This is a genomic window from Bacillus sp. NH11B, assembly GCF_001884205.1.
Classification (GTDB): Bacteria; Bacillota; Bacilli; order Bacillales; family Bacillaceae_G; genus Bacillus_A; species Bacillus_A proteolyticus.
Map to the genome: position 1 here is coordinate 43,282 of NZ_MAOG01000094.1, position 25,816 is coordinate 69,097.

A 25,816-nucleotide genomic window follows, 5' to 3' on the forward strand; every position below is an offset into this window, starting at 1 on the left:
CCCCAACAGATCGTTAGGAGATTTAACTTTAATATCCTTTTCCTATGAAAGGGCCTTTAATCCCGTAACTCCACATACAATAAGAGCTACGCTAATCAAACGCGCCTTACTTTTCGATTCACCAAACAGAAACATATTTAATAAAACTGCGCCTGCTGTTCCAATGCCAATCCAAACCGCATAAGCCACACTTACTTGTAAGAACAAGAAAGAAGTGTATAAGAATGCGAAGGAAGTTGCAAATCCACCTATATAAATCGCTCCATTTGCTAACGTCTTATCTTTACTATACATTTTAAGGCCTATCACACCGACTATTTCACTAATTGCGGCACAAAATACGAAAATCCAACCCATTTTTAAGCAGCTCCTTTCACAATTTCTTCCGCGGTTTCTTCTTTATTATCAGCCAGTTTTAAACCGATAACGCCTGCTACGACCATCACGATAAAGAATAGTTTTCCTACACTGAAACTGCCGCCGAAAAGGAATACATCCATTAGGAAAGTACCTACCGTACCAGCTCCGGCAAACACAGCATATACAGTCCCTGTTGCAATATGTTCGCACGCTTTAGAAAGAAAATGAAAATCAACAGCAATAACTCCTACAATAATGACCCAATGCCACCAAGTGTGAGCTGTATTAAAACCAAACACCCAAAATATTTCAAAGATACATGTTAATATCACATATAACCAAGCTTTATTTTTCATACTTACCACCTCTTATGACTGACTATCAGTCATTTTCGTTTTAAAAAAATATACTCTTCAATCACTACTATATAAAACAACTATCATCCTCATTTATCATTTATTTCGTTACATAGTTAACTAAATTCAAAAATTATTTAATGTACTTTTAACATCCTTAATCAATGAATTTTCGTCTCCTCTAACCTTCTTGCATGCATCCAAAAATATATTATCAGCACCCTTTCAAAAGTTAAAATGACTGAATGTCATTCATTAATATTGTATGTGAATAATTCACAATATGTCAACTGTAAATTTTCATACTGAATATGGACAGCAGCATAATAAAAAACGAAACGAAATACATTGAGGAAAAAAATTCATTTTCACCTGTATATTTCCAAATAATCTGTTAATAATAAGAGTAACATAATATTTTCTCCATTCCCCCTTGGAGATCCCTTAAAAAGAGTAGTTAGCTTTTGCTAACTGCTCTTTTTTATTTGTCGGCACACTATGGTGAAATACCCATAGATCCATTTTTCATCACGTAACAAGGAACAGAGTATTTTTTAATCTATTTATTTTTCAACGAGTCTTTGTATGCAATAATTTTATTTTCGAGCATCTTCTCTGTAATTACTAAGTTTTCTCTTTGAGTTTGAATAGATTTCCTATGATCTTCTAACAGTTGTAAACGAGCTTCTGTTGTATGCTCCCCTTCTAAATATAATCTAGCGTATTCTCTTATTTTCGCTATCGGCATTTGCGTTTGTTTTAATTTCATTACAAACTGCAACCACTTTATATGCGATTCTTCATACAGTCGATTCCCATTTGTATCGCGGTTTGCAATTAATATGTTCTCTTTTTCATAATAACGTAATGTATGTGTGCTCACTCCTAATAATTTCGCTACCTCGCTAATTGTGTACATACTCATACTCCCTCCACATGCCATTTACCATCATATATTTGACTGCTTTATAAAAAACATTTGACTTAGAGTATACTCTAACAAATAAAATCTAACCATAATAATTAATTTGAATTTAGGAGGACTTTATATGAAATATACTGTTATTACTGGTGCTAGTTCAGGAATCGGCTATGAATCAGCTTTAGCCTTTGCATCTCGCGGAAAAAATTTAATACTTATAGCTCGAAGACAAGCAGAATTAGAAGAATTAAAATTGAAAATTAACGAAATGAATCCGAAATTGGATGTTGTCATTCGAAAAACTGATTTATCCGTCACTGAAGAAGTTTATAAGCTTTATGAAAGCCTACAAACTTTTCAAATTGAAACGTGGATTAACAACGCAGGCTTTGGTAATTTCGCCTCAATTGCCGAACAAAATTTAAATAAAATAGAAACGATGTTGCATCTAAATATAGAAGCACTAACAATACTCTCTTCCCTTTTCGTTCGAGATTATTCAATGGTTGATGGAACACAGCTTATTAACGTTTCATCAGGCGGTGGATATACGATTGTAGCTAATGCTGTTACGTATTGTGCTACGAAATTCTATGTAAGTGCATTTACAGAAGGACTGTCCCACGAACTGAAAGAACAAGGCGCAAAACTGCAAGCAAAAGTTTTAGCCCCTGCTGCAACTGAAACAGAATTTGCGAAACGCTCATTTGATATTGATGAATTCCAATACGATAATGTTGTACCGAAATTCCACACTGCAAAACAAATGGCACAATTTATGCTCGACCTTTATGATAACGATAAAGTTGTAGGGATTGTCGACGGTTTTACGTATAACTATGAACTTAGAGATCCACTTTATAATTTTGCCGTGAGACAAACGAATTCAAATTCTTAATAACACTCTCATTTCTTATTGAAATATAGATGCCCACTATTATTTACATAATAGTGGGCTCTTTTTCTCTATAAAATTTTCACCCAACATACCGAACCATCGCCACCTCATCACAATAATCAACCTTTGGACAATGTCTGCAATCAATCCACACTTTCTCTGGCAATGCTTCTTTATTTACAAAATCAAATCCACACTTTTGAAAAAATACTGTTTCATACGTTAAGGAAATCACTCTTTTCACATTTATTTTCGTAGCTTCCTCCATCACATGATTTACGAGCATACGCCCTATCCCTTTCCCTGCATATGTATGCGAAACGACTAAAGATCGTACTTCTGCAAGGTCTTCCCCTAATACATGCAATCCAGCAACTCCAACAATTTTCCCGTCTTCTTTCATAACATATAAACATTGCAAATATTGATAGAGAGACAAAAGAGAACGCGGTAAAACAACTCCCTCTTTTGCGTAAATTTCAATGAGATTATAAATTTCTTGCACATCACTTGTGACCGCATTAAAGATTTTCATATTATATCCCCTTGCCTCTGGTATTAATATTTATAACTTTTAATGAATTTTAATTCATAATTTTATATAATAATACATCTCTCTTTTCTCCCCGTCAATCACTTTCCTGAATATTACATAAACAAAAACCAAGCAATCTAATCGATGCTCGGTTCCTCATTTCGTATCGGCAATACCGTCGAATATTTAATTTCACGAAGCGCTAAACTCGTCTGTATCCGTGTAATACCAAGCTTGTTCAACTTTCTAATAAACTGCTCCAGTTCTTTACGATCACGATTTGCAACCTTCAATAAATAATCATACTCTCCTGTTAAACAGTGACATTCTAACACTTCTGGCATCGCTTCTAATTCTTTTTCCAACACTTCCAGCTTATCTGATTGATGAATATTTGTACTCATAAAAATGAAGCATAGTAAATCAAAACCAAGCTTTTCTTGATTTAAAATTGCTACTTGCTTATCAATAAAACCTTCCCCATCCAATCTTTTTATGCGTGCATGCATCGCAGCCGGTGATAAATTAACGCGTCGTGCAAGCTCTGCATTACTTACTTGTGATTCCTTCTGCAATATATCTAAAATTTGTACATCTAAATCATCTAACACTTTAATAACAGATGACTCCATTATAATTCCCCCTTTTTTCTTACCGATGATTATTCGAAGAAACATCTCATAATCCATATAAAACTGAATGTTTTTCCGCAAATAATACTTCTAACAAAACATTTTATCGAGTTTTTATCATTATACAAAAGAATATATTACACAATAAAGAAAAATGCTAAAATTATTTACAATTCATATTGATTACAACAAAGGGGATTTTAACATGCCTTATTTTTACGTCTTTTTACTATTATTAACGAGCTTACTATGGGGAGGAAATTTCGTCGTTGGGAAATCGCTCGTTGATCATGCATCACCAATGACACTGACAAATTTAAGATGGATGATTGCGATTGTTTGTTTATTACCGATGGTATGGTTTAAAGAAAAGAAAATTATTCCGCCGCGCGCTGCAATACTTCCGTTAATACTGATGGGAATTTCAGGGGTCGCCCTCTTTAACATCTTTCAATTTTTAGCATTAGAAAAAACATCTGCTACAAATGTAGGTCTTATTTCTACATTAAACGCGATTTCCATCGCATTATTTTCTGTGTTATTTCTAAAAGAAAAAGTAAATACTCTTCAAATTTTATCCATGATTCTTTCATTCTTCGGTGTGGTTCTTGTCTTATTAAAAGGTGATTTCTCACTTTTATTTTCACTACATTTTAATAGCGGAGATTTATGGATGATGGCGGCAGTTTGTATTTGGGGAATCTATTCTGTTTGCAGTAAATGGGCTACAAAAACAACTACACCACTCATGGCAACATTATATTCTGGTATTTTTGGCGTTATTTTATTACTGCCATTTAACATGGGTAGCTTCTCTGTTTCCAATATTAATTCTTCTTTCATTACATCACTTTTATATACAGGAATTATTTCTACAGTTCTTTGTATGGTGTTTTGGAATATTGGCGTACAAAAATTAGGAGCTACAACATCAGGTATTTTTCTAAACTTCAATCCCATTTTCACAGCGATTTTAGCATTTATTTTCCTTGGAGAAGAACTAACATGGATTCAAATTTTCGGTACAATTATCGTCGTTACAGGATGTTATTTATTTTCCCATTTCAAAACTGTTACTGTTCAGCCAACTAGAGCTTTAATACGAAAACATTCTTAATCAAACAAACATCGCCACCAAAGTGGCGATGTTTTTATTTACCTTTCATTTCTTTCACATACTGCTTTTCTTCTTCTGGCGATAAACGTTCTGTTGCTTTTCCAGTATCACCACCTTGAATTTCCCACAAAAAGTTATGCTCCTCAACCGTTTGTGAAAAATCGCCTTTCTCCCAGCGCTCCAAAGTAGAAAGTAGCTTTGACTTATATTTAAAATTTGTACTGCTTTCTACTGCGTTTTTCGCACTACGAATTTCCTTATTTGTCATTTCAATAAATCCCCATTTTTCAGAGGACTTCACTTTTTGATGTACCATCCTATGCATTGTAGAAATAATTTCATCTTCACTAGCTTGTTGTTTCTCTTCCTTTTCTTTCTTCCCTTGTTGCCCCGTTACATTTTGTGCTTTCAGACTCTTCTCCTCTTCTTCTATATAATTAAGAAGTTTCGTACCACCGAATACAGCTCCTATCGCAATTACAATCATTGTAATTGTCCCTATAATCCATTTTTTCATATTATGTATTCCCCATTCCCCTAATAATCACATAAACAAATGGAATCGCCTGCACACAGCCGATTCCATTTGTTTCCTTATTTCATTTTAAACCTTCATCGCTTCTCGCACAATATAACTATCCACATATTGCTTAAATTTTACGATTTTTCCATTTTCAACCTGCCATACATGAACGAATTCTGCTTCAAATGATTTTCCCGTTTCTTTATAAACCCCTGAATAAACACCTTCAGCAATAATTACATCTTTTTCGTTTACTTCATGGTACGTATTTACACTCGCTTTATAATTATTCCACTCTGATCCTAAACGGCTAAATACATTTTCCATTATAGCTTCTACACCTATATACGTTCCGCCATAAGGAAAACCTTCTGCCTCTGTCCATTCTACTTTTTCGGAGAGGGCTTCCGCTAAATGTTTTGCATTCGAAGAAGCTGATCCTTCATATGTGCTTCGAATAATTTCTAAATTTGATTTAGGCATAGTACTTCCTCCCTCGTTTATTTATTCTTTACACTAGATGTAACTAAATTAGTTACATCTAGTGTAAAAAATATTTAAATTATTTTATTCTTAATTCAGTTATTGTAACTATTATAGTTACAATAACTCTTTAAGTCAACAATTTATAAATAAAATTTACTTCGTTTTCATTACTTTCTCTTTTAAGAAACGATCTACATATCCTTCTGCTTTTACAACGAATAAGTACGCACCCATTGATAATAATGCAAGATCTAATTCATATCCTGGATTCTTTCCATCTCCTAATAATCCTGCTGCACCATTTACCTTTACGATAGCTCCAGCTAAAATAAGAGCGAATAACAATCCTACGTATCGGACACCTAAACCGATAATTAATAATATACCACCTACTAATTCAACTGTCGCTACGCCATACGCAAGAACACCTGGTAAACCGATGCTTGTAAACCATCCTGCCACGTTATCTATACCTGATTGAAACTTTGCTAAACCGTGTGCAAAGAACGTAACTCCTAACACGATACGAATAATTAAATTCCCAATATATTGATTCATTTTGAACTCTCCCTTTTGTTTTGTTATGGTGAATATTTATTCACAAGACAAAACAATACGGTATTTCTTTTCATTCGTCAAATGCTTTTTTTAAAGAAAACAAAAAACATTATCCGTTTTACGAATAATGTCTTTTACAAAATAGCTCTAATTCAAGCTTTTACTCTATCACACAGAAAAAGTTGAAACTTTTTTCCAGCATCAATATACGGCAATAAAGACACGTCCTCTTCCATAACCATTCCGACAACGTTCACTTTCTCATCTTCAAGTAAATCATTTATAACAATTTGCATTTCACCAGCATATCTACCGTACAATTCATTATCAATTGTAATGCTGCCTTTCTTTCTTGAAATTGTATTCATTGGTTGTAATACAACTTTATTTTCTTCGCGCGATTCTACAGAGCGAATGACATCACGAGCTGGATCAAGCCGGTTCGTATGCACTCGTTCTAACAGTTGTACAGTGTCGCGATTATTTATAAATGATTGATATCTCACTGGAATAATTCCATTACTCGCAATTGCGATTTCTTTTACACTTTCTATGCTCCCGCTTATATCCCCAATTAGCACTTTATCGACGTCACACTCTTGCACAAGTTCTAAATACGCTTCAAGCGGCCGCATATAGCGGTGTTTTTCTAATGTCGGTAAACCTTCACATAATGGACCGCGTCTTTCACCATCTCCCGGAATAAATGCCATCGTTTTTATTCCGCACTCATGTAAATACTTATTTTGTTTTTGTAAAAATGACTTTGCTAGTCCTGTTTCTGGACGCGGGTAAAAATTATGCCACGCTTCTACACGATCTACTCGGATATTTTCCGTAAGTAACTCTCTCCAAAATGATTCTGTAATCGTACTCGCATTCAAAGCTACTTTCATTTTATGAGATACGTGTGCAATTTCTTTCGGTGTGATGCCATAATCCATTCGTAAACCAGTAATGCCCCACTCTACTAACTCTTCCACATTTTCGTACATCATTCCTAAATGGTGTAGCGATTTTGGAGAAACATCGACCATTAATTCCATTTCATTTTCAAGAGCCTGCTTCCCAAGTATTTGAATCAACTCTTTATATGTACCAGGATCATCCTCTGGTATATGGAGTGATGTAAAAATAGATGAAAACCCGTTTTGCTTCGCTACTTTTAGCCACTCTTCTTGTTTCGTTACTCGTTCTTTTGAAAGATAAATTGAAACTCCTATCATATGAATCTCCCTTTCTATGAATAGAAAAAGAGAAAGGAATCCCTTTCTCTATATGTTTTCTGCCATTTCTTCTTTGAATCCGAAGAAGTACGTAAAGATGAATCCGAACGTATATGCAACTACTAATCCAAGGAAATATAATAAATATTTATTATCAGCAATTAACGGAATTAATGATAATCCTGATACACCGATTCCGAGTGCTGCTGTTTTCATAACTGCTTGGAATGCACCACCAACAGCGGCGCCTAGACAAGCAGTAAGAAACGGTTTTCCCAATGGTAATGTAACCCCGTATAATAACGGTTCGCCAATTCCTAAAAAACCAACTGGTAATGCACCTTTAATTACATTACGAAGTCGTTTGTTTTTTGTTTTCACAAAAATCGCAATCGCCGCTCCTACTTGCCCAGCACCTGCCATTGCCAATACTGGTAATAAAGGCGTTACGTGAGTTTGATTAATAAATTCCATATGAATCGGTGTTAAACCGTGATGCAATCCGACCATAACGAGAGGTAAAAATGTTCCGGCAAGCACAGCTCCAGCAAACGCTCCGCCAATATTTAAAATCGCATTAATTCCGCTTGTAATTCCTTCAGATAAGAAACCAGCTACCGGCTGAATCGCTAACATCGTTACGATACTCACCACTAACACAGTAATAAGCGGCGTTACAATAATATCAACTGCATTTGGTACAGCTTTTCGAACTTGTCTTTCCACTACAACCATAAGCCACGCTGCAAAAATAACTGCAAACAATCCCCCCCGCCCGGGTACTAGCGCTTCACCGAATAATTTTACATTCGCCATTGCCGGGTTAAAAATTAAAATACCAGCAATTGCCCCAAGAACTGGTGTCCCGCCAAATTCTTTCGCTGTATTCCAACCGACTAAAATGCCTAAGAATGTAAAGATACCGCCACCAATAAGTAGTAACATTTGTAGCCACGTTGCATTCGGATCAGCACCTGCGTTTTTCGCAAAGTTAGCGACCCCGTTTATAATACCTGACGCAACAAGCCCCGGAATTAACGGAATGAAAATACTTCCTATTTTGCGTAAAAAGTTTTTCACTGGTGTATTATTTTTCTTCTTAATCTCTGACTTCATCTCTTGCCCAAGATCTTCAAGGTGATGATCTGCCACTTCACCAATTCTGAGTCCTGTTAAAACTTCCATTTCAGCCGCTACTTTATTTACCGTTCCTGGACCAACGACAACTTGAAGTGTTTCATCTTCAATCACGCCCATAACGCCTTCAACCTTTTTCAAAAGATCCATGTTCACTTTACTTTCATCATGAAGCGTTAGTCGTAACCTCGTCATACAATGAGCAATGCCACGAATATTTTTTACTCCCCCAAGCTGCTCCGTAATCCTACTGGCCATTATCTCTTCTTTCTTCATAATAGAATCCCCCTCCCCATAGTTTAAAGTGCCTTCTTCACAAATCCTTTCGCCGCTTTTAATTTTTCTAGTGCTTCCCCATATTCACACTGTAGTAATATCATAACGATTGCTGCTTTCACATTACGTTCTGCTTTCTCATAATACTCTGTAGCTACTTCATAACTAGCGCCTGTCGCTTCCACAATAATTCGTTTTGAACGTTCTACCAATTTTTCATTTGTAGACTGAACATCTACCATTAAGTTTTTATACACTTTTCCTACACCAATCATAGACGCTGTAGAAATCATATTCAGTACTAGTTTTTGCGCTGTGCCAGCCTTCAAACGTGTTGAGCCTGTTAATATTTCTGCGCCTGTTTCTACTTCCACATTTAGTTTTGCATATTTACTTATTTCAGCATTTTTATTACAAGAAATACTCGCTGTACTCGCTCCCACACTACTTGCATATTTCAATCCGCCAATTACATAAGGTGTTCTACCACTTGCTGCAATTCCAATGACCGTGTCTTTCTCATTTAATCCAATACTTTTTAAATCTTCTTCTGCTAACTCTTCCCGATCTTCGGCACCTTCCACCGCTTTAGTAAACGCTTTCAATCCACCTGCTATAAATCCTTGCACCATTTTGTCATCTGTTCCAAATGTCGGGGGACATTCCACTGCGTCTAAAATACCTAAACGACCACTCGTACCAGCCCCAATATAAATTAACCGTCCAGCTTCTTCAAAAGACTTAATAACAATTTGTACAACCTTCTCAATTTCTTCTATTTCATTTTCAACTGCTAACGCAACAGTTCGATCTTCTTGATTCATACTTTGTAACACTTCTTTTATGCTCATCTCATCTAAATTCATCGTCTTCTCATTGCGATGTTCTGTAGATAAATTTTCTAACATATTGTCACCTTCTTCGAAATTTAATTTCACATTTTTATTATAACTTTAAGAAATTTAAAATCAATATTACTTTCTTATTTTATGAAATTTTCTTTCTTTCCATGACGAATTTATGTCCAGCCACACAAAAAAGATGGGTTGCCCCATCTTTTCACTTTAACTTCCGTAACCGCAAAGCCTCTTCTCTCGTCTCCATAAATTGATCTATCACATTATTACCAATACGGTTAAAAGTAATAACATATAAAGCATCAATTATATTTAGCTGCGTCATTCGTGAAGCAATACTTGCAATGCGATGGTCTTGCTCTACATCCGGCATACAAAGGCGAATATCTGCCGCTTTATATAAAGGAGATGATTGATCTAGCTTTGTAATCGCAATAACTGTAGCTCCGCGCTTCTTCGCATATTGCGCCATTTCAAGTACATCTTTCGTACGACCAGATGTTGAAATCGCAACAAATATATCACCTTCTTTTAAATTCGTCACAAGCGGTAACATCATATGAAAATCAGATAGCATCATCGCAGTAAATCCAAGTCTAGTAAATTTATAAGCTCCGTCCATCGCCGGAGTAGCTGACCCACCTACTCCGTAAAATATAACTTTATCCGCATTTACAATACGATCTGCAGCTCTCTCAAGTTCCTTCTTATCTATCGCCGTAACGCTCGCCTCAATTGCAGCTTTATTCACATATGTAACTTTATTAAACAAATCGTACGGTCCATCTTCCGTATTCATCACTGAAAAATCATTAATATTATAATCAGCAATCGTTAATTCACGAACGAGCGCGATTTTAAATGCTTTAAAGCTCCCAATCCCAATCGACTTACAAAAGCGAACAACACTCGCCTCACTTGCGCCTGCATTCGTTGACACTTCTTTCGTCGTTAAGTTCGGAACAATCTCTGCATTCTCCATTATGTACATGGCAACCTTCTTTTCAGCTGGTGAAAATTGATCCATATTATTTTCAATTTTAAATAGTAATGTTGAAGCTTTCACTATTTAACCTCCACTTCTTACGGTTGCTTTTTATTTCGCATTTTCTCCTTCTTCATAGAGATAATAGCCATCATCACCAGGAGGATGGAACACATTTACAGTGCGATTCCCTTTTTGATAAACGGTTCTTTCCCCTTCTGTCCACTTCTTTTCCCATCCTTTTATCCAAACTGCAAAGTCTGGTAAAAATGCAGTGTATTTATATTCTTGTGGATAACGACCTTCCACGTGAGAAGAAAACATAGAAACCGGAAAATCTTTCACCTTTGATTCTTTTCCTACAATAAATGGCATGCACAATAAAAGAAGTGTAACTACACCTATAACTTTTCCCCTCGTAATCTTCACCTATTTTTCTCCTCGCCTTATCATATACGTAGATTTTACCATAATTACAACCTATTCACGCTATATGACTATTGCTTTTTCTAATAAAAAAAAGAGCTTACCTACATCAGATAAGCCCTTTCTTCCTATACAAAATATTTCTTTAAAAGTGGTGGTGTAATAATCGTCGTTAATATAACAACAATAACAATAGCTGTGAAATTTTCTTTCGCTAATAAATTTGCCGTAAGTCCATTTGCTGCGATGATAAGCGCTACTTCTCCGCGCGATACCATTCCTGCACCAATACTAATAGAAGATTGTAAATTGAATCCTGTTAATCTTGCTCCTAAACCCGATCCAATTAGCTTTGTGAAAATTGCGATGAGCGTCATAATGATAATGAACCAAAGTTGGCTTCCGATACCTTGAAATGTAATTTCCATCCCAATACTTACGAAGAAAACTGGTACAAATATCGCATACGCAATCGGTTCAATTTTATGTTCCACTTCATGTTTATACTCGGTTTGAGAAATCGCAATTCCTGCTGCAAATGCTCCAATAATACCTGCGATTCCCATCATTTCACTGTAATATGAAAAAGAGAAACAAATAATAAGAGCCGCACTAATTAACGCTTCCGACACGCGAAGTGGTACGAGCATTTTCATAATCCACGGAACTACTTTCCATGCGATAAAAACAATACTTACAAAGAAAATAATTTTCTTTGCAATAACAAGTGTTATATTCACATCTTGCGTTCCTAAAAAGCTCATTACAAACGCTAATAATATAACGACTATCACATCATCAAATACAGCCGCTCCTAAAATCGTTGTACTTTCTCTCGTATTCATCTTCCCTAAATCACGTAACGTTTGCACCGTAATACTAACCGATGTTGCGCAAAGTAATAATCCTAAAAAAATAGCATGGGATTGCATCAATCCAAAAAGCAGTCCCGTTACATATCCACCAATGAAAGGGAAAATAATTCCACCAGCCGCTACTGCAAAGGACGCTTTTAAATTCCGATTTAACTCTTCTAAATCTGTTTCAAGCCCTGCCATAAACATAAGTAGTAAAACACCAATTTCACTCAGCTCATCGATAAGTTCTGAACTATTAATAATACCGAGTACAGCAGGACCGATAATAATACCAACAATTAATTTACCAAGTACAGAAGGCTGGCCGAGTCTCACACTAATATCACCAGCTAATTTCGTACAAAGTAAAATGACGACAAGTTCAAAATAAAATAACATAGCATCTTCTCCTACTTTATAAAGTGAAACTTTAATGAATGGTTTTATCACTCCGTTAACCCTCGTCTATTTCTGCAAGTAGTTTCCCCTATTCATTCGCATTTTATTTGTCATATTTTTATTTGACAAAATATTCTGAATTGCATTAAAATTAATCCAGAAATTTCAAAAAACTACATACCATAACTGTACCTTCATTCACTTACGTACTCTTTTCCAATGGATTCACACTATTCGCAGTTATGGAGATGAAAAACGGGAGGAGAGTCCAAAATGAAGTCATTATTACGAAAAAAAGCGCTTAGTACTGAATCACCAAGGCAGCTAGATCGAACATTAACGGCACTCGATTTAACATTTTTAGGAATCGGCGCCGTAATTGGGACAGGGATTTTTGTATTAACAGGTATCGTAGCGGCAAAACATTCTGGCCCTGGTATTATGCTTTCATTCCTTATTGCTGCATTTACTTGTGCTTGTGTAGCCTTTTGTTATGCCGAATTCGCTTCTTCTATACCAGTCTCAGGCAGTGTTTACACTTATGCATACATGACTGTCGGAGAAGTTGTCGCCTTTATCGTTGGTTGGTGTTTAATGCTCGAATATTTACTCGCTGTTGCAGCAGTAGCTGTTGGCTGGTCTGGATACTTACAATCATTGCTTCAAGGATTCAATATACACCTTCCCACCATTATTTCCTCGGCCCCTGGTACAGGAAAAGGTGGTCTCATTGATTTACCCGCTGTTTGTATTTTACTTCTCATTACTGGTCTTTTAAGTTTTGGTATACGCGAAAGCGCACGCATTAATAATATTATGGTCCTTATAAAATTAGCAGTTATTATCGCCTTTATCGTAGCAGGTGCAAAATATGTAAAGCCTGAAAATTGGACACCGTTCATTCCATTCGGGTACGACGGTATTATTACTGGAGCTGCCACTGTCTTCTTCGCCTTTTTAGGTTTTGATGCAATCGCAACCGCGGCAGAAGAAACGAAAAAACCGCAGCGTGATTTACCAATTGGCATTATCGGTTCCCTTCTTATTTGTACAGTTTTATACATGATCGTATCTTTCGTTTTAACAGGCATGGTTCCTTATACGCAATTAGACGTTTCTGATCCAGTTGCATTTGCACTACATTTCGTTGGTGAAGATACAATTGCGGGGCTACTTGCAGTTGGTGCGATGACAGGAATGACAACCGTTCTTTTAGTCGTTATGTATGGACAAGTTCGTGTTTCTTATGCGATGAGCCGAGACGGCTTACTCCCAAAAGCGTTATCACGCGTAAATAAAAAAGTAAAAATCCCTTTACTAAACACATGGATTACTGGGGTATTTGCAGCTTTATTAGCAGGACTTTTAGACCTACATTTACTAGCGAATTTAGTAAACATCGGTACGTTAACAGCCTTCACATTCGTTTGCTTTGCTGTACTTATTTTACGAAAAACCCATCCTGATTTAAAACGTGGCTTCCGCACACCACTCGTACCTGTACTACCAGTTGTCGCTATTCTTTGTTGTTTATATTTAATGATTAATTTGTCTAAAACGACATGGATCAGCTTTGCAGTCTGGCTTATAATCGGTTTATGTGTCTATTTCTTCTACTCTAGAAAACATAGTCATCTAGCTAATGAAAAAACAAATGATGAAGAGAAAAAAGCATAACAAAATAGCTCGCCGATAAAACGGCGAGCTATTTTCATGTTTTATTATGTTTTTTCGTTAACGATTGTAAATTGAAAAATATACCGCTGCCCACATAGGCTTCAGCCTTTGCATACTTATCCACTTACTTCGTCTCTTTCTTTTTCTTTCTCCACGCGTTTACACTATCAAAGAAAAAGTTAATAAATAACGTACCTAAACCCGCCAATAAAAAAGTCATTAAAAATAGAATCCAAATACTTTTATCTTTTAATAAATAATATCCTACAAGGAGCACAACGGCGATCCATACATATTCAAGAATTCTTTTTAGCTTTTTCTCTTCCAAATTATTCGCTCCCTTTTTCTATACTACTTTTAGTATAACAAAAAAGAAGCCTATCATGATAAGCTTCTTTTTCTTATACCTTACTTGTTGATACTTTTTTCAACCAATGAAATAGCATGCTCTAACGTACGATTCATTGATTCTACATACTCATCTTTTACATTTTTATCTTTTAACACAGCTTCTGCAACAGTGATTTTTTGACTCAATGATTTCACTGAACCGTCCGTTACATTTGTAGCTTGCGCTTTTTTCACTACTGTTTTTGCAGTTTCAATATTGATCTGTAATTTTTCTTTCGGTGTTTTCGGTTGTTCTTCTGCTACTTTAGATTGTACAAATGTTACATTAGCTGTTTTTAATTCGTTATATGTTTGAACGATTTGCTCTCCAGTACTTCCTACATTTTCAAACGCTTGCTTTGCATTATTATAGCTCTTCTCTAATTCTTGAAATGCTTCTTTTGAATATTGACCTGGTTTGTCACCAAACTCATACTTACCAGCTAACACTTCTTTTACTTTTCCAAGTTCTTCATATAAAGCGTTTACTTCTTCTAACTTTGTACGGTTAGAAAACTCATTATACGCTGCTAATACTTCTGAAGAACTTAACGCTTTACTATATAGTTTCGCAAGCGCAATTTGTCCATTTAACGGAATACCACCATTGCCATTGCTATCTGGATCTGCACCAAGGGCAAATGGTACGTTCGGATGATACACTTTCCCTTGAGCTGGCTGGCTATTTACTTTTTTACCATCTACATAAATTGCTACTTCACTTCCGTTATACGTTCCTGTTAAATAATACGTTTTGTTCGCTTCTAATTGAACGCCAACACGTTTATAACTTCCGCCAATATGAGCCCATAATTCTACATATCCACTTCCTGTAGACTCAAAACCAATTCCACCGCTCTCTGTATTTTGCAAAATACCTTGTCCGCGAATTTCATTCATTGAAAATACAGTTTCCAACGTAAATGAATTTGCTACTTTTTCTTTTTGTGCTACTGAGAATGGAAGGTACCCAAATGTATTTGCTTTTCCATTTAATTTCATTGCATTTGTTTTCAAAGCTTTATCATATTCAATAGATACATTGCCTTTCACATCACCTTTCGTTCCAAACGGTGAGTTATCTTTAAATGTACCATCTAAAAAATTCACATCAAAAACGTCTGCCTTTGGTACTTTCACATTCGGATCAATATTATCTTTTTTCGTTGTGATTTCTGCAGTTAACGGTTGCGCACTTTCATTGCCAAACGAATCAATTGCAACTACTTCAAGTGTATATGTTTTCCCGCCATCTAATCCAGCAAGCGTGAATGTAAGCTCTTTCGGCACTGGATCACGATAAAACTCAGAGAACGCTAATAACTTATTTTTAATTTCACCTGTTTGCTTATCCTTCGCTTGTACGCGATAAGAATGAACAAGAAGGTTATCCACTGCTTGTGGGAATGTCACAGTTGCTGCGTTTTCCGTTACATTTGATACTGTCAACTTTGCATCTTTCTTGAAAGATGGCTTTTCTTTATCGCGATCTTCTACATGCGTAAATATTTCTTTCTTTGATGGCAACTGAATTTTCCATGGCTCGCCTGTCCAAGAATTCGTATGGAAATCACGGCGATTAATTGTTACTTCTTTATCATCCACTTCTACTAATAGCCCTTGGCTTAACGTGCTAGCTCCTGACGGGATATTTCCTTGTACTTTACCACCTTCAACCTCCATATAACTTACTGAAGATGTGCCAACTGATGTAAAGTCTTTTTGATGAATCGATCTTGGATCATCTAACGGATAATGTGAATGACCTGAAAACGTAATTACTTGTGGGTATTCTTTTAATACCGCATTAATTTTCGCACTATCTTTCGTTCCCCATTCTTGGCTACCGTACACTGTATCTTTAATATGTTGATGTAAAAATACGAAAATCGGTTTTTCTGGATCATCTTTTTGTGCCTTTGCCATTTCTTCTTTTAACCAATTAATTTGCTTGTCCGAATAATATCCATGCGTTGTTCCATCCTCCGGTGACATTACGATAAAATGATACCCTTTTACTACATTATGATAATAAATTGATTCCATTCCTGTCTTTTCTAAAAAACGCTTCTGCGCTCCCTCTACAGATAAGCCGTTCCAATAATCATGATTACCTAGAGAATTCATTCGTACCGCATCTTTACTTGCATTTTCGTTATACACTTGCATGAAACGATCATATTGCTTTACTGAACCCGAATCAGTAAAATCACCTACAATGACAAACGCGTCTTGCTTTGGTGCAAGCGTATTAAATTGTTCAATCGCTCTTTTCCAGCGGAACGTATCATCTGTTCCACTATCTTTAATATGTACATCACTTACCACCGGGAAAACAATTTTCTTCTCACTTGGTGCCTTTTCTTGTTTTTTCTCTTCCGCTTTGACTGGTGTATTCCACGGCAATGATACAAAAGCTAATACAAAAACCATCAATAATCCAATAAGGCCTTTTACTTTTCGTAAAGCTGTTCTTTCCACATGAATCCTCCTCATATAATGAATTAATTACAATGGTTATTGTATCGAACGCATATTAACTTCGTTTAAACTAAGAATGAAATTTATTTAATTTTTGTAAATATACAGTCAATTTTATGTGACATCCCACATTACTTGTATTATCTTATACAACCACCTTTTGTCTTACAGACTCTCATAACTTATTATGAGCTGTAAGCCTATTAAATATCTTTCGTGAAATTTTTCGCCCCTTTATTAACACAACCTATCGCTTTACAACATTTAATAGTAATAAATAGTAGCTATGAAGGGAGGAACTATTAATGGCTTGTAAAAAAAATATCGGCTGCTATGCCCCTTTATCTATCATCTGCCCTCCCTACGATCCACCTAATCCACCTAAACCACCAAGCTGTGAACTAGTCACGAATGAATTTGCTGGTAATTTTTTTATAACAAAAGAAATCCCTCCACCTTCTGAAAATTCCACATTAGTTTTATGGGAAGGAGATGGTTTACTTAAAATATCAGGTACCATTTCTGTGTATAATAGCACTAGTAGTACTGGAGGGGTTACCGTTCAAATTATTGGGCAGGTGACAAATACTTTTACTGTCTATCCTGGCAACACAATGTCATATACAGGTCAATCATTACAATCTGTGACAATCATTAATATTCCAAATAACCCAACTCAATATATAGAGGGAAAATATTGTTGCCAATTCTCATTTTGCTTATAAAATTCTTTACCACCCTAACTTACAAACTATACAAAAAAGCATACCATTACGGTATGCTTTTTCTTATGAAATCGGATAACGCACTGTAAGGCATAATTGCCCTTGGCTCGTTGCCGTCCCTGTTGTTACAATCTGAATTGTAGTAAAATACCTTACTGTAAACGATCCACTACTTTGTGGTTGTACAGTAATTGTATTAACTACTGTCGCTCCTACTAGAAAGTTTACTGTAACTGGATTTACACCCACATCATATTTTACATATCCAGATGCGTACAAGTCTTGTGTAATATTATTCGTATATACCGTTTCAGTGACCGCACCAGTAGCAGCCCAATCTATACACACCTGATCTTGAACAAGTGTTTTACTGGAACAGCATGATAAGTTAGAATTGCACATCTTAGTCCTCTCCTTTTCTATTATGAAAGTGGATAACGTGTTGTTATACAAAACTCTCCTTGATATGTTCCAGCTGTTCCAGCAGGTAAAGTTACTTCAATTGTCTGGAAACGACGGTAAGTAAAAGCTATACTCGTTCCAGGATTTAATGTTTGTGTATCAAGTGTAGCTCCTGTTGCATCCAAAACTGTCAGCGTGATTGGACCTGGCCCGACGTCATACCTAACAAACCCTGTTCCAATCATATTTTGATTAATATTGTTGTTATACAGCACATTTGTAATTGCAGTAGCAACTACAGTTCCTGACCATGGACTACACACTTTATCTTGTACAAAATTTTTATCTGGGCAACAAGTTAACGCTGCCCCTGAGCATTCACAAGCCATAGAAATTTCCCCTCTCTCTTACTTACTCCTTATATGTGTATGTCCTTAAGAGTCCTTTGCCTGTATTATTCATCTATATTCACCAAAAATTATGCGCCTTCATCTTTAAATAGATTCCGTTTTGTCCCTCTTTTTCATATATTTATAGATTAAGATACCACCTACAATAATAAGCACGCTTGCTAATATCGGTAGCATATATTGCCCAACAACATCCGCCGCTTTTGCCCAATGCGGACCTAATTTCATTCCAAAATAAATATACAAAGTCGTTAACGGGAACATTGCTACAAATGTATATATGCTAAATTTCCATATGTTCATTTTCGCCATACCACATGGAACAGAAATGAGCGTTCGAACTCCCGGCACAAAGCGTCCAACAAATGCTACAACTGGTCCATATTTCTCAAAGAAATCATCTGCTTTTTGAATTTGTTCTTCTTTAATAAAGAAGTATTTCCCGTATTTTATTAATAGAGGACGACCACCGTAATAACCGAGTGCATATAGCGTTAATGGTCCTGTCGTTCCCCCCAGTGTTCCAGCTAATACAGCTAGCCAAAAATTCATATCACCCTCGTATACCCAATACCCAACCATGGGCAAAACTACCTCTGCTGGAATAAATTCAAACGTTAATGCTAACACAACTCCAAAATAAGAAAACTGCTTTAAAAACTCGATTATATCTAAAATAATTTGCTCCATATTTTCAACTCCTATCCTACGTTTACGTTATGCTTTTCTTGCAATTGTACTGGCGCCATTTTTACAATTCGATTTAAAATGAATAACACAATTCCAATATCATCTAAAATACCGATGAACGGTAAGAAGTCTGGAATTAAATCGAGCGGCATCGCTACATAACCAACTAAAAAAGCAATAGATAAGATTTTCTTCTTTATTGAAACCTCTTTTGAAGTAAAAAAGTCAAATAGAAATGGAACAAAACGACGGACATGAAATACAACTCTTAATCTACTAATAAGTTTTTTCATTTTTATTTCTCCTCTCTTTGTATACAAAAAGGACCCTACCAAATATGGTAAGGGTCCTAAAAAAGACAATAAGGGGCCTTTACCATTGCTGGTAAAGGTCTCACTAACAACAAAACGTTGCCAATAAAGCCGAGGGTTTCTCCCTGTAATGACGACTTTACTGTAATAAGTTACTCCCCTTTATATACACAATTTTATACAATCACATTAAAATATTTGGAGGGGCTTGTCAATATTTTTTTCATTCACCATTCAGATTATTAGATTGTAAAAGGCTCTTTTCCATGTTCTCTATTGAAATAAATTGGAGTGTATAACCATCTGGATCATGAATTATTATTCTAACTTCTTCACCGTGGCGCTTTTCTACAAATGATATTTGATAAAACGCTAACTTTTTCTTTAACCTCTCGATATTTGTAGTTTTTAACAATAATTCCTTCACTGATGATATAACAGTCTCTCTATGCTCTCCCAGTCCCCTGTTTACAACAAAACAAATTCTCGTTGAATCGATATCATACCACACACCTGTTACACGTATTTGTGGCCTCTCCTTGCTCGGTTTAAACCCTAGAATTCCTTCATAAAAATATAATGTTTCCTTTAAATTTTTGGATTCTAAGACAATACATGTTGTAGCACTTTCCATCCGCACTCCCCCTGCCCCTTTTAGTTTTCTATATGAGTCATAATTTGCAATTATGTACGAATACAATACGTAGTAATGAATATTTCATTTATAAAGGAGGCGTGTAACATGGATAAATTCATGAAATCTTACATACCTTATCACGGTCCAAATGATCCTTGTCCTCCAATTGGAAAGAAATATTACTCAACTCCCCCACACCTATTTATGGGCTTTCAACCACCTAACTTACCTCAATTCCCACCAAAAGAAGCTTTAAGAAAAGGGACTTTATGGCCTGCTTTTTATGATTTTTATGAAAATCCTCACAAAAAAGGACGGTGAATAAAAACGTGACACAAACATTGCCTGATGAATATTACAAATGGATTGAAGAACTACAAGAACTAGACTTTGTATTAGTTGAACTTACCCTCTATTTAGATACGCATCCCGACGATACTGCAGCTATAAATCAATTCAACGATTTCTCCTATAAACGAAGAGTATTACAACAAAAAATTGAAGAAAAATACGGGCCACTTCAGCAGTTCGGAAATAGTTATTCTAACGCTCCATGGCAATGGAGCCAAGGACCGTGGCCATGGCAAATATAAAATGGAACTTTAATCAAGTGGAGTTTACGGGCAGCAAATAGCGGGATAAAGGAGAGAAACTATGTGGATTTATGAAAAAAAATTACAATATCCAGTTAAAGTGAGTACTTGTAATCCAGCACTCGCCAAATTATTAGTTGAACAATATGGTGGTGCGGATGGTGAACTAGCTGCCGCCCTCCGTTACTTAAATCAGCGTTATACTATTCCTGACAAAGTCGTTGGCTTACTAACCGATATCGGTACAGAAGAGTTCGCCCATTTAGAAATGATTGCTACAATGATTTATAAATTAACGAAAGATGCAACACCTGAACAAATGAAAGCTGCCGGATTAGACGCACAGTATGCTAATCACGATAGCGCTTTGTTTTATCATAATGCAGGTGGTGTTCCTTTTACTGCAACTTACATTCAGGCAAAAGGAGACCCTATCGCAGATTTATATGAGGATATTGCAGCTGAAGAAAAAGCACGAGCAACTTATCAATGGCTAATTGATTTATCTGACGACCCCGACATAAACGACAGCTTGCGCTTTTTACGTGAACGAGAAATTGTCCATTCACAACGTTTCCGAGAAGCGGTTGAAATTTTAAAAGAAGAACGTGATAAAAAGATTTTCTTTTAACACACATATCGTAACGATATGTGTGTTTTTATATTTAAAGTTAAATCTTTCCTAATTAACATATAAATAGTATATTTATTCAATTTAATGCATTATTTTTTAATATTTATAAAATTCCCTCTTGCTTTCTAGTCATCAGACCTTTAAAATAATAACAGTTACTCGACAAATTGTTTGAATTTTCGACAAAAACACTCATTAGGAGGCTTTTCTTTATATGCGTACAACTTTAAAACCAGCGCAAATACTTTCGATTAGTTTACTACTATTCGCAGTTTTCTTCGGTGCTGGTAATATGATTTTCCCGCCTCTTCTCGGTCTTTCTTCCGGAGAGAATATGTGGGTTTCTATTACAGGATTTATTATTACAGACGTCGGTTTATCTTTACTAGCTATCGTCGCTGTTGCCCTTGCTGGTGGTAGCTTTAATACTTTAGCGAGCCGTGTTCATCCAAAATTCGCAGCAGTATTCGCTATCATTATTTATCTTTCAATCGGCCCACTATTTGTTATTCCACGAACTGGATCTGTATCTTACGAAATTGGGATTGCACCACTATTCCCAGATCAATGGTACTCTATGTTAGTCTTTAGTGCGATTTTCTTTACAGTCGTCTACTTCTTATCATTAAATCCATCAAAATTAGTAGATCATATCGGTAAAATATTAACACCCATTTTACTTGTAATTATTGCAATTATGGCAACAAAAGCGATTCTTTCACCAGGATCATTTGCAGAACCTGTTGGTGACTATAAAGAAATTCCATTTTTCAAAGGATTTCTTGAAGGATTTTTAACGTTAGATGCAATCGGCGCTCTCGTATTATCAACAATTGTTGTAAATGCCATTCGTCAAAATGGTATACAAGATAAAAAATCCATTGCGAAATATACAATTATTTGCGGAAGCATTGCTGCCCTTTTCTTAACAATTGTTTACTTCTTACTCGGTTATATCGGTGCTTCAAATGGGAACCTAGGACAATTTGAAAACGGCGGTCAGCTATTAGCTACTGTTATGTATCAATTCTTTGGGACAAGCGGTAATATTTTATTAAGTATCGCAATTATCTTTGCCTGTTTAACGACTGCAATCGGTGTTGTAAGTGCATTCGCTAACTATTTCACAACAGTATTAACAAATGTTTCATACAAGAAGCTTGTACTATACGTTTGTATTTTTAGTTTCGTTATTTCAAACTTAGGATTAAGTTTATTAATCAAAATTACATTACCCGTATTAATTATTTTATATCCAATTACAATCATTTTAATTTTCGTATCCTTTATTGATAAATATACGAAACGTAAACCTTCTGTCTATATCGGAGCGATGATTGCGGCATTCCTTATTAGCTGTATTCATGCACTTGATAATGTGGGAATGATACCAAGTTTTATCGCTAATATCGTACACGCAATTCCTTTTTATGAATTAGGTATTGGCTGGATTGTTCCAGCAATAATTAGTGGTATAGTCGGATACTTTATTCCGCAAACAGAAACTGAAGGTGAAGTTTCTACAAAATAAAGAAAAGAAGCAAGCATTGATTATGCTTGCTTCTTCTTTATTTTCACATCGTATGTTTAAACGTAAACAACTCTTCTTTTGACTGCACAGCAGATTGTTCCTCTTCTACATTTGTCTTCTTTATCTCCCCACCTAACCTTACTTTCATCATCGCTTCTTCTATACTTTTCACAATCATATTCCCTGAAAAAATGGTAAGTCCGAAAAATGTAATTGGGACAAGAGGAATCCATGGATGCACTGTTAAGGATCTAAAGTACACTCCTATTAAACCGGACCATTCATGCGTGTAAGAATCTATTTCTTTTATCCCTATCGGTCCACCAAACTGGACCGTCCCACCAAAAAACACCTCAAGTAGCCCTAAATGAAGTAAAATTGTAAGAGTTTGAGTAAACTGTTGAAGAAATACGAGTATAAACGTCATATAGAGATGCGGAAAAATATGTTTTATAACTATGTGTCTTCTTGATCCGCCTAATATGCGGGCAGCATCAATAAATTCTTCCGTCTGTAATTTACGAACTTCCTTCGCAACATACAGTGCAATAACTGGCACCACAAGCATTACAAGTAATACAACTTGAAACGAAGCCCGTTCAAAAAAAGTTGTTGTTTCCTCTCCACTTCCAAATAGATTCACAGATTGAAGAAAGAAATACGCAATCATAACTGTCGGAATAACTGTAAAACTATCAAAAAAAGCCTCAATCTTAGAAAACCCTCTTTTTACATACATTCCGAGTACAACACCGAAAAACACACCTATTACCATTCTAAGTGCTGCAATTAAAATAGATATACCAATCGTCCACTTCGCGCCTTCAATGACTAAATGTAAAAGGTCATATCCTTTCCGGTCTGTCCCAAGTAAAAATTGTAATGAAGGTGAAAACGGTGGTACTTCTGGATTTCCATCCGCATCATATTGCAATGTAACTTTTTTAATCTGTCCATCATTCCATATCGTATTTCCGATGCTCAAAAGAACTAATATGAGAAGAAACCCAATGCTTATCCAAAATCTTTTATCGCGTTTTATATACATCCACATATTATAGCCTCTCCTTCATCGCAGCTGGAATGAGATAATGAAACAATTTAAATAAAATAAAAATTGGAATATAAATAAGCAGTACACTAACGATGAAAACCTCAACCCTAATACCCTCATACGATTTCAAAAACATAAAAATACCACCCGTATTAAAAATCCATTCTATAATATATAAATTAGATAACATAAAAAAGATATTCGTTTTCGCAAAGAAAAGTGTACTAAGCAACACATTTCGTAATACATGACGATTTAAAATATGAAAGCGATTCAGCCCTTTCGCCTTAGCAAATAGGACATAATCTTTTTCTAACTCATTTTCAAAACGAAGCACTAACATTTTTACAAACAGAATCGTAGTCGGTATACTCAAACAAAATATTGGCAATCCTCTAATCGACTCGCCTCCAATTGACGCAATTTGAAAAGGTAAAAAACCTGTTTGTTTAAAAAACCATATAACTAAAATTTGTGATCCTAAAATAAGAAGAATGTCTGGAATGGATTCTAGGAAGATGAGAAATGATTTAATGCGATGTTGTATACGCAGTGAACTACTCATAATCACATAAACAATACAAAATGCTACAAATAATGAAATGAAAAAAGCAGCTAAAAATATAACAATCGTTTCTTTATAATGGACAAACAACTGTGGAAATAAAAATTTATCTCCCACATATTTAAAATTGGAGATGTCCATTAAATTCACAAATATTCCCTTTAAACTCTTTATGTACGTTGATGCACGCAGCTCAAATCCATAAAATAACTTCGGCAGTGCCCCTAAACAAATAATACCCAAAATCGAAATAATAAATTGAATCGTCACTTCCATCCCATTCAGAAAAACTTTTTTGACCACGTTTTCCCTTCTCTCTATATGTAATTTACCTCCTAATTTTATTCTTAATTTTCTGAATTGTAAATATTTATAAAATAAAGAATCACTAGGTTATGATCCTAGTGATTCTTTATGCGCATGCCCTTCTCTTTTCGCAAACGGCATATACAAAATGAAACATCCTATAAGCGCTGCACCTTCTAATGAAATAATATAGTAAGGATACGGTCCTAACATATCGAGTAATGATGCAGTTTCTGGCTTATGGGCTAAAAACATATAATTACCGCCTGTTTTATAATTCACAAATGAAACGATTGGAATTATTATGTTTAAAAATATCATCGTACGCTTAATAGATTGCAAGGTCGGTCTATATCCTTCTACCCACGTCATAAAGAGCGGTGCCCAAATGAGTAATACATGTGCAATGAAGAATTCTATAAAGCGAAAATGCGGGAAAGCGTATTGTAAGTTTGGTGTTAAAATAGCTTGTGATGCACCGATAATTCCTGTGAAAAATACAACCTCATATATTCGATAGCTTTTCGTTACAATCATAACCGACGCTAACAATAAACTAATCGTACATAATTCAAATGGAAGTGACGTACCGAGCTTAAAAATACCTGCTTTCCATTCCCATATATGAAGCCCGATTTCACTCCCTATAAATAGAAATGCACTCGCATATCGAACCGTTATATTCCACTCACTTTGACGTAATAAATCTTGATATTGATATAGAAAGAATATTCCTACCAACATAATAAATAATATAATGGCATGTTGCCTTGAGTATGGAATAAATGGCTTTAATGGTTGCGCACTAAAATAAGCTTCCATCTTCTCTCCTCCTCTCCTTCATATAATATTATTGTAAG

32 protein-coding genes are annotated in these 25,816 nt (G+C 35.5%); 8 read left to right on the forward strand and 24 right to left on the reverse strand.

The window, feature by feature from the left end; translation table 11 throughout:
* Positions 1-42: 42 nt before the first annotated feature.
* The 3 genes from BAU27_RS13775 to BAU27_RS13785 form a co-directional block, all read right to left on the reverse strand.
* A complete protein-coding gene (locus BAU27_RS13775; protein WP_000539702.1) occupies positions 43-357 on the reverse strand; it encodes a DMT family transporter in 315 nt (104 codons plus the stop codon).
* A gap of 2 nt (positions 358-359) precedes the next feature.
* On the reverse strand, positions 360-716 hold the full coding sequence (locus BAU27_RS13780; protein WP_071771138.1) for a DMT family transporter: 357 nt from the start codon (positions 714-716) through the stop codon (positions 360-362).
* A gap of 559 nt (positions 717-1,275) precedes the next feature.
* Positions 1,276-1,635, reverse strand: a complete 360-nt coding sequence (locus BAU27_RS13785) for a MerR family transcriptional regulator (protein WP_071771139.1) — start codon at positions 1,633-1,635, stop codon at positions 1,276-1,278.
* Between the two features lie 130 nt (positions 1,636-1,765).
* Here BAU27_RS13785 and BAU27_RS13790 point away from each other — a divergent pair, with 130 nt between their 5' ends.
* Positions 1,766-2,536 (forward strand): SDR family NAD(P)-dependent oxidoreductase, encoded by a 771-nt coding sequence (locus BAU27_RS13790; protein ID WP_071771140.1) that lies wholly within the window; start codon positions 1,766-1,768, stop codon positions 2,534-2,536.
* A 79-nt stretch (positions 2,537-2,615) separates the two neighbouring features.
* On the opposite strand, the gene BAU27_RS13795 is transcribed toward BAU27_RS13790, so the two are convergent.
* Complete coding sequence (locus BAU27_RS13795; protein ID WP_071771141.1) at positions 2,616-3,071, reverse strand: N-acetyltransferase; 456 nt, start codon at positions 3,069-3,071, stop codon at positions 2,616-2,618.
* A gap of 137 nt (positions 3,072-3,208) precedes the next feature.
* Positions 3,209-3,703 (reverse strand): Lrp/AsnC family transcriptional regulator, encoded by a 495-nt coding sequence (locus BAU27_RS13800; RefSeq protein ID WP_000446106.1) that lies wholly within the window; start codon positions 3,701-3,703, stop codon positions 3,209-3,211.
* Between the two features lie 205 nt (positions 3,704-3,908).
* On the opposite strand from BAU27_RS13800, the gene BAU27_RS13805 reads away from it, so the two are divergent.
* The gene (locus BAU27_RS13805; RefSeq protein ID WP_071771142.1) at positions 3,909-4,820 is read left to right on the forward strand and encodes a DMT family transporter; all 912 of its coding nucleotides are present in this window, start codon (positions 3,909-3,911) and stop codon (positions 4,818-4,820) included.
* Between the two features lie 34 nt (positions 4,821-4,854).
* Here BAU27_RS13805 and BAU27_RS13810 read toward each other — a convergent pair whose 3' ends face one another.
* The 9 genes from BAU27_RS13810 to BAU27_RS13850 all read right to left on the reverse strand — a co-directional run bounded on the left by BAU27_RS13810 (position 4,855) and on the right by BAU27_RS13850 (position 12,550).
* Positions 4,855-5,337: a PRK06770 family protein gene (locus BAU27_RS13810; protein WP_071771143.1), complete on the reverse strand. Its 483-nt coding sequence runs from the start codon at positions 5,335-5,337 to the stop codon at positions 4,855-4,857.
* An 87-nt stretch (positions 5,338-5,424) separates the two neighbouring features.
* Positions 5,425-5,826, reverse strand: a complete 402-nt coding sequence (locus BAU27_RS13815) for a nuclear transport factor 2 family protein (protein WP_071771144.1) — start codon at positions 5,824-5,826, stop codon at positions 5,425-5,427.
* A 156-nt stretch (positions 5,827-5,982) separates the two neighbouring features.
* The gene (locus BAU27_RS13820) at positions 5,983-6,387 is read right to left on the reverse strand and encodes a DoxX family protein (RefSeq protein WP_071771145.1); all 405 of its coding nucleotides are present in this window, start codon (positions 6,385-6,387) and stop codon (positions 5,983-5,985) included.
* A gap of 152 nt (positions 6,388-6,539) precedes the next feature.
* Entirely contained in the window at positions 6,540-7,613 is a 1,074-nt protein-coding gene (locus BAU27_RS13825; RefSeq protein WP_071771146.1) for a DUF871 domain-containing protein, read from the reverse strand.
* Positions 7,614-7,661: 48 nt separating this feature from the next.
* A complete protein-coding gene (locus BAU27_RS13830) occupies positions 7,662-9,026 on the reverse strand; it encodes a PTS transporter subunit EIIC (protein WP_071747833.1) in 1,365 nt (454 codons plus the stop codon).
* Between the two features lie 23 nt (positions 9,027-9,049).
* Positions 9,050-9,934: an N-acetylmuramic acid 6-phosphate etherase gene (gene murQ / locus BAU27_RS13835; RefSeq protein WP_071771147.1), complete on the reverse strand. Its 885-nt coding sequence runs from the start codon at positions 9,932-9,934 to the stop codon at positions 9,050-9,052.
* Positions 9,935-10,085: 151 nt separating this feature from the next.
* Positions 10,086-10,949 carry a MurR/RpiR family transcriptional regulator gene (locus tag BAU27_RS13840; RefSeq protein WP_071771148.1) on the reverse strand — a complete coding sequence of 288 codons (864 nt, stop codon included), beginning with the start codon at positions 10,947-10,949 and terminating at the stop codon, positions 10,086-10,088.
* 30 nt (positions 10,950-10,979) lie between these two features.
* Positions 10,980-11,297, reverse strand: a complete 318-nt coding sequence (locus BAU27_RS13845; RefSeq protein ID WP_071771149.1) for an outer surface protein — start codon at positions 11,295-11,297, stop codon at positions 10,980-10,982.
* Positions 11,298-11,422: 125 nt separating this feature from the next.
* A complete protein-coding gene (locus BAU27_RS13850) occupies positions 11,423-12,550 on the reverse strand; it encodes a cation:proton antiporter (protein ID WP_083596011.1) in 1,128 nt (375 codons plus the stop codon).
* 273 nt (positions 12,551-12,823) lie between these two features.
* On the opposite strand from BAU27_RS13850, the gene bcaP reads away from it, so the two are divergent.
* A complete protein-coding gene (bcaP, locus tag BAU27_RS13855; RefSeq protein WP_071771151.1) occupies positions 12,824-14,227 on the forward strand; it encodes a branched-chain amino acid transporter BcaP in 1,404 nt (467 codons plus the stop codon).
* Between the two features lie 124 nt (positions 14,228-14,351).
* Here bcaP and BAU27_RS13860 read toward each other — a convergent pair whose 3' ends face one another.
* Both BAU27_RS13860 and BAU27_RS13865 read right to left on the reverse strand, forming a co-directional pair.
* Positions 14,352-14,555 (reverse strand): hypothetical protein, encoded by a 204-nt coding sequence (locus BAU27_RS13860; protein WP_000391506.1) that lies wholly within the window; start codon positions 14,553-14,555, stop codon positions 14,352-14,354.
* 80 nt (positions 14,556-14,635) lie between these two features.
* The gene (locus BAU27_RS13865) at positions 14,636-17,098 is read right to left on the reverse strand and encodes a LamG-like jellyroll fold domain-containing protein (protein WP_071771152.1); all 2,463 of its coding nucleotides are present in this window, start codon (positions 17,096-17,098) and stop codon (positions 14,636-14,638) included.
* A 305-nt stretch (positions 17,099-17,403) separates the two neighbouring features.
* Here BAU27_RS13865 and BAU27_RS13870 point away from each other — a divergent pair, with 305 nt between their 5' ends.
* The gene (locus BAU27_RS13870; protein ID WP_002150368.1) at positions 17,404-17,823 is read left to right on the forward strand and encodes an S-Ena type endospore appendage; all 420 of its coding nucleotides are present in this window, start codon (positions 17,404-17,406) and stop codon (positions 17,821-17,823) included.
* 63 nt (positions 17,824-17,886) lie between these two features.
* Here BAU27_RS13870 and BAU27_RS13875 read toward each other — a convergent pair whose 3' ends face one another.
* From BAU27_RS13875 to BAU27_RS13895, 5 genes are all read right to left on the reverse strand, one after another.
* Positions 17,887-18,225: a DUF3992 domain-containing protein gene (locus BAU27_RS13875; RefSeq protein WP_016093263.1), complete on the reverse strand. Its 339-nt coding sequence runs from the start codon at positions 18,223-18,225 to the stop codon at positions 17,887-17,889.
* A 20-nt stretch (positions 18,226-18,245) separates the two neighbouring features.
* Positions 18,246-18,614, reverse strand: a complete 369-nt coding sequence (locus BAU27_RS13880) for a DUF3992 domain-containing protein (RefSeq protein ID WP_016093264.1) — start codon at positions 18,612-18,614, stop codon at positions 18,246-18,248.
* Between the two features lie 105 nt (positions 18,615-18,719).
* The gene (locus tag BAU27_RS13885) at positions 18,720-19,325 is read right to left on the reverse strand and encodes a DedA family protein (RefSeq protein ID WP_071771153.1); all 606 of its coding nucleotides are present in this window, start codon (positions 19,323-19,325) and stop codon (positions 18,720-18,722) included.
* Between the two features lie 11 nt (positions 19,326-19,336).
* Positions 19,337-19,618 carry a YkvA family protein gene (locus tag BAU27_RS13890; RefSeq protein WP_000733844.1) on the reverse strand — a complete coding sequence of 94 codons (282 nt, stop codon included), beginning with the start codon at positions 19,616-19,618 and terminating at the stop codon, positions 19,337-19,339.
* A 241-nt stretch (positions 19,619-19,859) separates the two neighbouring features.
* A complete protein-coding gene (locus BAU27_RS13895) occupies positions 19,860-20,270 on the reverse strand; it encodes a VOC family protein (protein ID WP_071771154.1) in 411 nt (136 codons plus the stop codon).
* Between the two features lie 108 nt (positions 20,271-20,378).
* On the opposite strand from BAU27_RS13895, the gene BAU27_RS13900 reads away from it, so the two are divergent.
* From BAU27_RS13900 to brnQ2, 4 genes are all read left to right on the forward strand, one after another.
* Positions 20,379-20,594, forward strand: coding sequence for a spore coat associated protein CotJA (locus BAU27_RS13900; protein ID WP_000357170.1), 216 nt, complete (start codon positions 20,379-20,381; stop codon positions 20,592-20,594).
* Positions 20,595-20,602: 8 nt separating this feature from the next.
* The gene (locus tag BAU27_RS13905; RefSeq protein WP_000194953.1) at positions 20,603-20,866 is read left to right on the forward strand and encodes a spore coat protein CotJB; all 264 of its coding nucleotides are present in this window, start codon (positions 20,603-20,605) and stop codon (positions 20,864-20,866) included.
* Between the two features lie 61 nt (positions 20,867-20,927).
* Positions 20,928-21,497, forward strand: coding sequence for a spore coat protein CotJC (gene cotJC, locus BAU27_RS13910; protein ID WP_000265283.1), 570 nt, complete (start codon positions 20,928-20,930; stop codon positions 21,495-21,497).
* 217 nt (positions 21,498-21,714) lie between these two features.
* On the forward strand, positions 21,715-23,031 hold the full coding sequence (gene brnQ2, locus BAU27_RS13915; RefSeq protein WP_071771155.1) for a branched-chain amino acid transport system II carrier protein BrnQ2: 1,317 nt from the start codon (positions 21,715-21,717) through the stop codon (positions 23,029-23,031).
* A gap of 43 nt (positions 23,032-23,074) precedes the next feature.
* Here the strand turns inward: brnQ2 and BAU27_RS13920 are convergent, their stop codons facing one another.
* The 3 genes from BAU27_RS13920 to BAU27_RS13930 form a co-directional block, all read right to left on the reverse strand.
* Entirely contained in the window at positions 23,075-24,085 is a 1,011-nt protein-coding gene (locus tag BAU27_RS13920) for an ABC transporter permease (protein ID WP_071771156.1), read from the reverse strand.
* Between the two features lies 1 nt (position 24,086).
* A complete protein-coding gene (locus BAU27_RS13925) occupies positions 24,087-24,953 on the reverse strand; it encodes an ABC transporter permease subunit (protein ID WP_071771157.1) in 867 nt (288 codons plus the stop codon).
* A gap of 90 nt (positions 24,954-25,043) precedes the next feature.
* Positions 25,044-25,778, reverse strand: a complete 735-nt coding sequence (locus tag BAU27_RS13930; protein WP_071771158.1) for a YwaF family protein — start codon at positions 25,776-25,778, stop codon at positions 25,044-25,046.
* Between the last annotated feature and the right edge of the window lie 38 nt (positions 25,779-25,816).

Coding starts and splice junctions, on each gene's coding strand:
- BAU27_RS13830 (WP_071747833.1), bottom strand. CDS start 9,026: ATGAAGAAAGAAGAGATAATGGCCAGTAGGATTACGGAGCAGCTTGGG.
- BAU27_RS13795 (WP_071771141.1), bottom strand. CDS start 3,071: ATGAAAATCTTTAATGCGGTCACAAGTGATGTGCAAGAAATTTATAAT.
- BAU27_RS13810 (WP_071771143.1), bottom strand. CDS start 5,337: ATGAAAAAATGGATTATAGGGACAATTACAATGATTGTAATTGCGATA.
- BAU27_RS13890 (WP_000733844.1), bottom strand. CDS start 19,618: ATGAAAAAACTTATTAGTAGATTAAGAGTTGTATTTCATGTCCGTCGT.
- BAU27_RS13825 (WP_071771146.1), bottom strand. CDS start 7,613: ATGATAGGAGTTTCAATTTATCTTTCAAAAGAACGAGTAACGAAACAA.
- BAU27_RS13920 (WP_071771156.1), bottom strand. CDS start 24,085: ATGTGGATGTATATAAAACGCGATAAAAGATTTTGGATAAGCATTGGG.
- BAU27_RS13805 (WP_071771142.1), top strand. CDS start 3,909: ATGCCTTATTTTTACGTCTTTTTACTATTATTAACGAGCTTACTATGG.
- BAU27_RS13850 (WP_083596011.1), bottom strand. CDS start 12,550: ATGTTATTTTATTTTGAACTTGTCGTCATTTTACTTTGTACGAAATTA.
- BAU27_RS13790 (WP_071771140.1), top strand. CDS start 1,766: ATGAAATATACTGTTATTACTGGTGCTAGTTCAGGAATCGGCTATGAA.
- BAU27_RS13880 (WP_016093264.1), bottom strand. CDS start 18,614: ATGGCTTGTGAATGCTCAGGGGCAGCGTTAACTTGTTGCCCAGATAAA.
- cotJC (WP_000265283.1), top strand. CDS start 20,928: ATGTGGATTTATGAAAAAAAATTACAATATCCAGTTAAAGTGAGTACT.
- brnQ2 (WP_071771155.1), top strand. CDS start 21,715: ATGCGTACAACTTTAAAACCAGCGCAAATACTTTCGATTAGTTTACTA.
- murQ (WP_071771147.1), bottom strand. CDS start 9,934: ATGTTAGAAAATTTATCTACAGAACATCGCAATGAGAAGACGATGAAT.
- bcaP (WP_071771151.1), top strand. CDS start 12,824: ATGAAGTCATTATTACGAAAAAAAGCGCTTAGTACTGAATCACCAAGG.
- BAU27_RS13885 (WP_071771153.1), bottom strand. CDS start 19,325: ATGGAGCAAATTATTTTAGATATAATCGAGTTTTTAAAGCAGTTTTCT.
- BAU27_RS13900 (WP_000357170.1), top strand. CDS start 20,379: ATGGATAAATTCATGAAATCTTACATACCTTATCACGGTCCAAATGAT.
- BAU27_RS13820 (WP_071771145.1), bottom strand. CDS start 6,387: ATGAATCAATATATTGGGAATTTAATTATTCGTATCGTGTTAGGAGTT.
- BAU27_RS13800 (WP_000446106.1), bottom strand. CDS start 3,703: ATGGAGTCATCTGTTATTAAAGTGTTAGATGATTTAGATGTACAAATT.
- BAU27_RS13870 (WP_002150368.1), top strand. CDS start 17,404: ATGGCTTGTAAAAAAAATATCGGCTGCTATGCCCCTTTATCTATCATC.
- BAU27_RS13780 (WP_071771138.1), bottom strand. CDS start 716: ATGAAAAATAAAGCTTGGTTATATGTGATATTAACATGTATCTTTGAA.
- BAU27_RS13930 (WP_071771158.1), bottom strand. CDS start 25,778: ATGGAAGCTTATTTTAGTGCGCAACCATTAAAGCCATTTATTCCATAC.
- BAU27_RS13775 (WP_000539702.1), bottom strand. CDS start 357: ATGGGTTGGATTTTCGTATTTTGTGCCGCAATTAGTGAAATAGTCGGT.
- BAU27_RS13895 (WP_071771154.1), bottom strand. CDS start 20,270: ATGGAAAGTGCTACAACATGTATTGTCTTAGAATCCAAAAATTTAAAG.
- BAU27_RS13875 (WP_016093263.1), bottom strand. CDS start 18,225: ATGTGCAATTCTAACTTATCATGCTGTTCCAGTAAAACACTTGTTCAA.
- BAU27_RS13815 (WP_071771144.1), bottom strand. CDS start 5,826: ATGCCTAAATCAAATTTAGAAATTATTCGAAGCACATATGAAGGATCA.
- BAU27_RS13785 (WP_071771139.1), bottom strand. CDS start 1,635: ATGTACACAATTAGCGAGGTAGCGAAATTATTAGGAGTGAGCACACAT.